Consider the following 8,913-nt stretch of genomic DNA (forward strand, 5'->3'; position numbering starts at 1 on the left):
TTAGTCCTTCTTTCCAGCAGGAACGGCGAGTTTAACGGCGGAGGAGACGGCCTTTTCGAGGGGGCCTTGGCCCAGGAATTTCCGCCAGATGGTGGCGAGCACGAGGAATAGGCCAATAAATGCCCACGCCCACGCGGTGTTGTGCAGTGAGATGTTGCTTTGCCAGTAATAAGCGGAAAGCACGTGCAAGACATAAACGGTCAGGGACATCGTGCCCATTGCGGCCAAGGGGTAGACAAGCTTGGGTACCGCGCTGCCGATGAGCAGGCACAGGTGCAGCACCACTGCTGCCACTGCAACGGAGAGCAGGATTTCGCCCGCTACGCCGGTGTGGCCGGTAAAGCGCAGCCAGCTGGGCATATCCGGCTCGAAGCGGAAGTAGGTGCCAACCGCGGCAATAACCGCGCTGGCTGCGGTAACAATCCACTGCAGCGCCGTGCGGAAGCTACCTGGGCGGATGTAGACCTCAAAGAGCAGCATGCCGGCGATGAAATACGCGATCCATGCCAGCAGCGGATAGACCTGCGGCAGGGTAAACGGCGCGTAGTGCACGGTTGAGGCGATGGCGGCGACGAAGAACAGGGCCAGCTTCCACCACATGTTCAGCGGTGGCACCCAGGAGACCACCATCATGGTGATACCCATGGCAACGAGCACGACCTGAATCTGCCCGCCAACCGGGAGCAGTGCCAGTCCGATAAGCGTAATGATGGCGCCACGGGCAATCAGGCGCAGCAGCGTTTGTACGGAATAGTTCTTGCCGATGAGCATCATCGTCGCGCCGGCGACAATGGCAAATAGGGCGGCCGGAAGGCCCGACAATATGACCTTGGTGCTCCATACCAACGAGGCCATGTGCAAAATAATCATGCCAATAATGGCAAGTGAACGAGCCAAATCCAGCCCGACGATGCGCGATGATGTACTCACCTAGCACTCTCCTTCACGATGTGATGGGACGCAGCGGTCTCTACTACGACCCATGTTTATAACGACTCCCTTTTTCTACAACGGAAGTCTGGGAGGTTGCTGTATCAACACTTTACATGTCCTGTACCTTATAAATGCCATCATTGGCCTGGTCAATCCCACGGGCCCACTTTCCTGCGAACCACGCAGGATCGCACCCAATCCCCCGGCCTCAACGCGCTCCGGAGGAGCCCACCGTAGCTCGCATCACTGGCGACTACGCGCAATTAATTCACCCCAGAAACCCGCACCTACCTGCTATTTTGCTATAGCTAATCGATTGCCCCTCCATACTTATACCCTGATAATTTCTTTCCTGCCAGGACGCTTCCTGGCACCTATGAAAAGCGCACAAACTGTCTGGCAAATGAACACGAAGTTGAGCCACTCTTCGTTTCTCCCTTCTAAGTCAACCGAGGTTCCATCCACTAGTGTGGAGTATCTGTAACCCGTGGTAGGGCCTGACCCTCAGAAAGTGGAGACACCACGCTACCGGACGCAACCTACTGGGAGAGGAGCTTGAGGTTTGGAAGATAAAGACCGCGAAAACCGGGCCTCCAATAAACAACCGAGCCGAAAAGCCACTAACCGGATTACTCTCCCTTACGGAGGTTATTGGCCTTGCGCCAGACTGCGTAAGTTCCCGCAAGGAAAATAACCGCTAAAACTCCGGCAACCCTAAAATAAAATAAGCCGTTTTCTAGCCTGCAGAAGATGTCTGACGATGAGGTAGAATCCGTCTCAGCCAAGGTCTTAGCAACATATATCGCATTCAACCCGCCGATAGCATAACCGAGACAGAGCAACAGTGATACACAAATCGTAATCTTTAGCAGAACCTCTAAGGATGAATTACGTGACACTGTTCTCCTTTATATTCTCCCATTACAAGTAGACGTGCACATTCGGCATTGCCCTTAACGTCAAAATTTTGAAATCCGTCATCGTGCGCATTACCGAAGGAACAATCATTGTGAGCTTTACCTTTGCGCGCCACATGGATCCCGTTTTCGTCCCTGTTTTGGCAGTTCCCACCAAAGACAGTTTTGGCCCCTTCTTGTACCCCCTATACTGTTTCCGCTTGAGCCATTCCGGACAAGGCAGGAAGTAGCAGCAGAGAAGACAGAAGGGAAGCGGCAGTATATAAAGTTTTGTCCACAACTACCCTTTCTGTACGCGATGACTTACTTAAAGTAACATAAATTGACTTTCGTGGTAATGATTGTCATTATCTAGATTCTGGCGCACATTACGTTATTGGCAGTTCAGGTCTAGGCTCGGATAATGGACACATCGAAGCTCGGGCCTTTTGCCGCTTAGGCTACATGCCTCGCCCACCCCCGAAAATAAACCTGGAAATAAAAAATCTCGAGGCACCGCCTTGGGAACGATGTCTCGAGATTCGAAATTTTGTGCGCCCGGAGGGATTCGAACCCCCAACCTTCTGATCCGTAGTCAGATGCTCTATCCGTTGAGCTACGGGCGCAGTCCGTTGTGAAGCAGTGCGTATGCTCTGCTGTGCAACGAGAATTTACTATACCCACGGACCCGAAAACTAACAAATCGCCTGTACAGAGCCGTGTTCGGCGGGATAGCCAGGGGCGTATTGTTCACCCGCCGTTCACGCTTTAGCTCGGCGTAAAGGACGAGAAGGCTATACGAGGGCGGAGGCTTCGGCATCAGAAAGCAGGGCGTCTTGAAAGGCCTGCAGGGTGGATTCGTGATCGAAGTCGACACCGATGAGCACGAGCTCCGTGCCGGGGGTTACGCCATTGGCGGCCCATAAAGAGGCGGGCATGATCTGCAGGTTGGGCCCGGCCTGCTGCCAGGCGTGAGCCACGCGCAGGTCGGTATCGATCCAGCAGTACCCTTTGGACCGCACGAGGCCCGTGCTTGCCCGGAGGGCGGCGATGAGGCGTTCGCGATTAAACGGGCGATCGGCGCGAAAGACTACCGAGGAGATGCCGTATTCCTCGGTTTCTGGAGTGTGTGGGTTCGCAAGCTCTTCGGCGTAACCGTGATAGGCGGCAGCGGTTGCGGTATTGAACAAATGCGCATCGAGAACCAGCCCCGGCTCGATTACCCCGTGGGTTACCGGCACCACGCGCGCCCGCGGATTCATGGCGCGGACTGCGGCGATGACGCGATCGGTTTCGGCAGCATCGACAAGATCGGTTTTGGTAATGAGGATAAGGTCGGCGAATTCGACTTGGTCCACTAAGAGATCGGAAATGGTGCGGTCATCCTGGGGCGTAGCCTCGATGCTTTCGGAGACAAGGCTGCGGCCGCGGCGCAATTGGTTTAAGAAGGTAGAGGCATCGACGAGGGAGACCATGGTGTCGATGGGGGCGGCATCGGCAAGCGTGGTGCCATCGGCAAATTCCCACTCAAAGGTGGCAGCCACGGGCATGGGTTCGGAAATGCCGGTGGATTCGATGACAATCTGATCAAAGCGGCCGGAGCGCGCCAGCTTGCCCACGGACTCGATGAGGTCTTCGCGCAAGGTGCAGCAAATGCATCCATTCGACAGTTCCACGAAGCGATCCTCGCCGCGCTCGAGGTGGCCTTCGCCGGCGACGAGGGCGGCATCGATGTTGACCTCAGAAAAATCGTTGACGATGACCGCCAGCTTGCGCCCCTCCCGCTTCGCGAGCAGGTGGTTAAGTAGCGTGGTCTTTCCGCTGCCTAAAAATCCGGACAGCACGGTAACAGGTGTAGCCATCCTTTAATGGTAACGTTTTTCATTAAAGGATGGCTATTGGGGGCGCAGTTCCTAGACCGTCAGCCCGAAGATCGGCACCGCCAGCAGGAAGACGGTAAGGGTGATGAGGAAGATACCAATGACGTTGAGGCCAACGCCGCCCTTGATCATCTCGCCAATCTTGACGTAGCCGGAACCATAAGCAATGGCGTTCGGCGGGGTTGCCACCGGAAGCATGAAAGCACAGGTTGCGGCCAAGGCGACCGGGATGGTGAGCAGCAGGACATTGATATCGCCTTCGGTGGTCAGGCCCACGCCCACGGCGACGCCGCCCATGATGGGGATGAAGGTGGCCGCGGTGGCGGTATTGGAGGTGATCTCCGTCAGGAAGAGGACCAGGGCGGCCACGGCTGCGACGATGAGCACGATGGGCAGGGAGCTGAGCCCCTTGGCCATCTCACCAATCCACAGGGACAAACCGGAAGAGTTGAAGGCCGAGGACAAGGAGAGGCCACCGCCGAAGAGGAGGAGGACGTCCCACGGCATTTCATTGGCCGTCTTCCAATCCAGCAGGCGGATGCGGCGCTCCGAATCAGCCGGCAGGATGAACAAGAGGATACCTGCGGCGATGCCGACGATGGCATCGTCATAATTATCAAAATCGCCAAGGACGATGGGCAGGGTTACCCAGGCCAGGGCGGCCAGGACGAAGATGATGCCGGTCATAATCTGCGGGCGGGTCCATGGGCCCAGCGCCTTGATTTCCTCGTTGATGAGCTCGCGGCCGCCAGGGATTTCGGTCATTTCCGGCTTGAAGATGGTAATCAACAGCGCCCATGCGATGAGTAGGAAGACAAGCGCCAGCGGCACGCCAACGGCCATCCAGCGGCCGAAGCCGAGGGTGACGTCCCAGGTATCGGCCATATACGCATTCAAGAAGGCATTGGGCGGGGTACCAATCAGGGTACCCAGCGAACCGATGGAGGCGGAGTACGCGATGCCCAGCATGAGGGCGGTGGCGAATTTCTTCTGCTTATCCCAACCGCCAACAGTCTCTGCGGTAAGCGCCAGCACGGACGTACCAATCGGCAGCATGACCACGGCCGTTGCGGTATTCGATACCCACATGGACAAAAAGCCGGTGGCCAGCATGAAGCCCAAAATGAGGCGGCGCGGCGAGGTACCGATGAGCTTTACCACATAAAGTGCAAGGCGGCGGTGCAGGTTCCAGCGCTGCAGCGAGAGCGCGATAAGGAAGCCACCCATGAACAAGAAAATGGTGGCAGAGGCATACGGTGCGCCGACTTCCTTAATGGTGCCCACACTTGCGAGCGGGAAGATGACCAGCGGAATCAGCGCGGTGGCCGCCAGCGGGATGGCTTCAGTCATCCACCACACACCCATGAGGATGGTCACCGCCGCAACGGTGCGGATGGCGCTTAGCGTGTAATCGGCCTCCTCATCCACGCCGGTGGACTGCTGGACAGTGTCGATGGCATTTGAAGGGAAGATGAAAAATACAAGGATGGCTAGGGCGAGGCCGATGAAAAGGCCAATGAACTGGCGGCGCCATTCATTGCGTGGGGCACCGGGATCCTCAGCGCCCTCTGATTGGGCGGTAGATTCGTGAGTATGCGGGGTGGTCATGCCGCGAACTCCTTTGCTAGAGAGACAATTAGCAGGGCGGGGTGTGATAGCTCTGTCAATTACCAGCAATCGAGCCGGATCCTTGGTGCATCCCGAACATCATTCAGTCCGTGCAGAGCATGCTAAGACCCTACAAAACATTTGCATCAGAAACCACAAACTTTACTGAATTCACCCCCACCACTTTCAAAATTCACACACCGCAGCTACTCAAAATGTGAAATCTTCCCCACCGATCTGCCACCCCCGCCCGGCGGACCAGGCTCCATGGGTAAGGAGCCCCTATAAGCCGAGCACCGACTTGGCGATGAGGAAATAGATGATAAGGCCCGTGGCATCGCAGAACGTGGAGATGAAGGGATTAGAAAATACGGCGGGGTCCGCGCCAATGGTCTTTGCAACGATGGGCATCAGCCCGCCCACCGTAGCGGATATGGAACAGATTAAAAACAACGTCGAGCCAATGACTAAGCCAATATCCACGCCGTAGACCACCGTTGCCAGGCCGAGTCCCGCCAAGCCCAATACGGCACCAAGCAGCATGCCCACGCGGAGCTCGCGCCAGAGAACGGCGAGGAGGTCGCGCCCGCGGACATCGCCAAGCGCCAGCGCACGGGTCACCGTCGTTGCCGCCTGATTTCCCGTATTACCGCCGGTGCCGGTCAGCAGCGGGATAAACAGGGATAGCACCACGGCCTGCGCCAAGGTGTCCTCGAAGGCGTCTAGGACCCGCACGGTGAGCAGCGCAGACACCGCCAGAACCAGCAGCCACACGATGCGGGACTTCACCAGTTTCAATAGCGGCGTGGACAGGTACGGCTGCTGCAGGGCCTCGGTACCACCGGCACGCGCGGAGTCCTCGCTATCCTCTGCCTCGACGATGTCAATGGCATCGTCCCAGGTCAAAAGGCCTACCAGGCGGTCTGAATCATCCACGATGGGCAATGCCAAAATATCGAGCGGCAGGAACCACCTGGCGGTGGCTTCCGCATCATCATTGGCATTGGCGTAGATGGGGCTTTGCATGATGTCCCCAATCGTGGTGCCGGCCTCCGCGGTAAAAATTTCCCGCAACGTCACCACGCCCACCAAGCGGCGATCCGCGCGGGTAATGGGCACCGCATAGATGGTTTCTAGCTCATCGGCCTTCGCGCGCAGGGTCCGCAGCGCTTCCTCCACGCTCATTTCAGGATGGATGCCGGGGACCTCGGGCGACATGCGGCGGCCCACCGAGCCCTTGGTGTAGCCCAGGACAACCCCGGTGACATCCCGCTTCGATTTGGTAAGCGAGCGCAGCAGCCGATCCGCGATCTCCGCCGGCAGCTCATCCAAAAGGGCCACGCGGTCTTCCGGCTCGAGTTCATCGAAGAACTCATAGACATCAGCATTGCCCAGCTCATCAATGATATCGGCCTGGTGCTTGGCGTCCAGGGCATCAAATACCACGATGGATTTACGCCGCGGCAATAAGCGCAGGGCCAGCGCGGCGCGGATGGCATTTTGCCGCTCGACGATGGCGATGAGCTCCTGCAGCGGCACCTCATCAAGCAGCGCCTGCAAGCGGGGCGCTTTTTGCGGGTCAATGGCAGAATCCTGCTTCAACCATGCCTCGACCGTATCGCTGGCCTGCTCAGTAGTATCCGCCATCGCCGTCACCTTGCCCTTCTCGCCCCTCATACCGCGGCGCCGGTGGCCACAGTAATTGATATAGCCTCACATAGATTACGCGTATCCCCCATCAGCACACAGCACTGCGGCGGAAAACTTTGTCTTTAGGCAAAAACACCCCACAAAGCAAAAGCTGCGAGCAGGGAGACCAGCCCCGCACCACCGGCCAGGACGGCGGCGCCGGGGAGGTGGCGGTGGGTGCGCAAGGAGGCATCGACAAGCGATGCCCGCTTTCGCACCGCCACTATCAACACCAGCACGCCCGCCGCGAGCACCAGCAACGGGAGAAACACGCTGACGCTGACCACCCGCATAACCCCCAGGAGGATTACCGCCAGCGCGAGGATGGTGCGCTGCCACGATAGGCGGGTTCGCTCGGGCTGCAAGCCGGGGTCAAAGAGTTCCCCATGTGGCTGCGGGCTAGACAAGTAGCTCGCCTACCAGCAGGACAGCCGCGATAACGACGATGGTGCCCACAAGCACTGGGATGGCGATGCTGAAGGGCAACGGACGCTGCTGCCGCAAGGCGCGCTCGGCCCGCTTCCATTGCAACCACGCGACCACAGGCAGCACAATCGCCACTACCAGCATGAATGCGGAGACCACGGCGCGCAGGGTCGCCGGCAGCGGCACATCGAAAGCTTCCAAGGCCACTCCCCCGGCAATCAGCGCGAGCGAGGTGCGAATCCATGCGAGGAAGGTGCGCTCATTCGCCAGCGTAAAACGCGGATCAGGGTCGCTTCCCACCCCAAATACCGAGCGGGGAAACCTCGAATCGCTCATGCCTTCCTACCTTATATTCAATGCGCGGCCTTAGCGCGATAAGCCCGCGCCCCTACCCGCCGGCCGCGGCCGCCTCGTTATGATCGGGGCCATGATTGAAGTCGCAGCCATCGTTTTCCGCAATTCCTTTGGCCATGTGCTTGGCGTACGCAAGGCCACATCCACAAAGTTCCAGCTGCCGGGCGGCAAGCTAGAAGAAGGCGAAAGCCCAGTCCAGGCCGCTGCGCGCGAGGCGGAAGAAGAAATCGGCGTGCAGGTACGCCTACCTGAACTTACCGAGCTCGGCACCTTCACTGCCCCCGCCGCCAATGAACCAGGCCACACCGTCCGCGGGCATATCTTTACCTACCCGCGCCCCGTCATCGCCCACGCCGCGGCCGAAATCGCCGAAACCGCTTGGATCGATCCCGCCGACCCACAGTGCGAGCTCGCTGACTTACTGCGCAACGAGGTTTTTCCGGCGCTTTAAAGTGGTGAGTCCCGCACATCGACAAAGGGCGCCACACCTACACCCCGTCACCTGCGCCAGGGCAGAATCGTGAACCAGCGATAACGTAAAAGTCACCTTGGGGCTCAACGGGGTGCGGTGTACTACTTATTTCGACTGATGCCCTGCATACTCCGCCCACATGCGTACTCCCACAGAAGCCACGTTCAGAACAACAATAAGGACGCCAATAAGCCAAGGCCTATTACATCAGTCAGCCACAAAATAAATACCACCAAAGAGGCGACTGCTAAAGCGAGCAAAACTCCGATTTTTATTTTCTTCGCTTTATCCATAACTCCATTATCCACGATTGGAGTTTCTCCTTTTTAAAGAAACCTCCTTGATCTCCAAAAGTGCCCGCGGAGAATACTCGTATCCCCGCGTGCAGGATAGGGGCCTAGCTCCAGTTTGGTGGCCACCATATTTTTTCGTTTAAGCCGCTAAGTGGACAGTCCGTCAAAGCGACAAAACAACGAAATCCCGAGCGCAATTGCCCGGGATTTGTGTGGCGGAGATGAGAGTGTCCGAATTCATGACTTATTTGACAGTCTGTTCCTGGGTAAGTGGTCGTGATGGTTGACAGGTCAGTCGCGACATAGTTGACGCTTAGGGTTACCTGGCCGTGTCGGGTGATGTTTTACTCATCAGTCGCGAC

General features: G+C 57.7%; 8 protein-coding genes and 1 tRNA gene. 1 reads left to right on the forward strand and 8 read right to left on the reverse strand.

Features of this window, described 5'->3' with window-relative positions; translation table 11 throughout:
* The 7 genes from ABRP64_RS10070 to ABRP64_RS10100 all read right to left on the reverse strand — a co-directional run bounded on the left by ABRP64_RS10070 (nt 1) and on the right by ABRP64_RS10100 (nt 7,768).
* The gene (locus ABRP64_RS10070; RefSeq protein WP_284783780.1) at nt 1–930 is read right to left on the reverse strand and encodes a DUF418 domain-containing protein; all 930 of its coding nucleotides are present in this window, start codon (nt 928–930) and stop codon (nt 1–3) included.
* 1,452 nt (nt 931–2,382) lie between these two features.
* Nucleotides 2,383–2,455 (reverse strand) — tRNA-Arg (locus tag ABRP64_RS10075).
* A 168-nt stretch (nt 2,456–2,623) separates the two neighbouring features.
* A complete protein-coding gene (locus tag ABRP64_RS10080; RefSeq protein WP_284783658.1) occupies nt 2,624–3,691 on the reverse strand; it encodes a GTP-binding protein in 1,068 nt (355 codons plus the stop codon).
* Between the two features lie 51 nt (nt 3,692–3,742).
* The gene (locus ABRP64_RS10085) at nt 3,743–5,317 is read right to left on the reverse strand and encodes an SLC13 family permease (protein ID WP_284783660.1); all 1,575 of its coding nucleotides are present in this window, start codon (nt 5,315–5,317) and stop codon (nt 3,743–3,745) included.
* Nucleotides 5,318–5,599: 282 nt separating this feature from the next.
* Nucleotides 5,600–6,964: a magnesium transporter gene (gene mgtE / locus ABRP64_RS10090; protein WP_284771282.1), complete on the reverse strand. Its 1,365-nt coding sequence runs from the start codon at nt 6,962–6,964 to the stop codon at nt 5,600–5,602.
* A 125-nt stretch (nt 6,965–7,089) separates the two neighbouring features.
* The gene (locus ABRP64_RS10095) at nt 7,090–7,413 is read right to left on the reverse strand and encodes a DUF202 domain-containing protein (RefSeq protein ID WP_284771281.1); all 324 of its coding nucleotides are present in this window, start codon (nt 7,411–7,413) and stop codon (nt 7,090–7,092) included.
* Nucleotides 7,406–7,768, reverse strand: coding sequence for a YidH family protein (locus tag ABRP64_RS10100; RefSeq protein WP_284771280.1), 363 nt, complete (start codon nt 7,766–7,768; stop codon nt 7,406–7,408). Before ABRP64_RS10100 ends, ABRP64_RS10095 begins: the two co-directional genes overlap by 8 nt.
* 91 nt (nt 7,769–7,859) lie before the next feature.
* Between ABRP64_RS10100 and ABRP64_RS10105 the strand changes: the two genes are divergently transcribed.
* Entirely contained in the window at nt 7,860–8,237 is a 378-nt protein-coding gene (locus ABRP64_RS10105) for an NUDIX hydrolase (protein ID WP_284771279.1), read from the forward strand.
* Between the two features lie 185 nt (nt 8,238–8,422).
* On the opposite strand, the gene ABRP64_RS10110 is transcribed toward ABRP64_RS10105, so the two are convergent.
* The gene (locus ABRP64_RS10110; protein WP_284771278.1) at nt 8,423–8,566 is read right to left on the reverse strand and encodes a hypothetical protein; all 144 of its coding nucleotides are present in this window, start codon (nt 8,564–8,566) and stop codon (nt 8,423–8,425) included.
* Between the last annotated feature and the right edge of the window lie 347 nt (nt 8,567–8,913).

Origin of the sequence: Corynebacterium sp. KPL4015 (assembly GCF_040225725.1) — a bacterium.
GTDB classification, from domain to species: domain Bacteria; phylum Actinomycetota; class Actinomycetes; order Mycobacteriales; family Mycobacteriaceae; genus Corynebacterium; species Corynebacterium rhinophilum.

What these genes read in the sequence shown, in the direction of transcription:
- ABRP64_RS10080 (WP_284783658.1), bottom strand. Translation starts at nt 3,691, where the DNA reads ATGGCTACACCTGTTACCGTGCTGTCCGGATTTTTAGGCAGCGGAAAG.
- ABRP64_RS10085 (WP_284783660.1), bottom strand. Translation starts at nt 5,317, where the DNA reads ATGACCACCCCGCATACTCACGAATCTACCGCCCAATCAGAGGGCGCT.
- mgtE (WP_284771282.1), bottom strand. Translation starts at nt 6,964, where the DNA reads ATGGCGGATACTACTGAGCAGGCCAGCGATACGGTCGAGGCATGGTTG.
- ABRP64_RS10100 (WP_284771280.1), bottom strand. Translation starts at nt 7,768, where the DNA reads ATGAGCGATTCGAGGTTTCCCCGCTCGGTATTTGGGGTGGGAAGCGAC.
- ABRP64_RS10105 (WP_284771279.1), top strand. Translation starts at nt 7,860, where the DNA reads ATGATTGAAGTCGCAGCCATCGTTTTCCGCAATTCCTTTGGCCATGTG.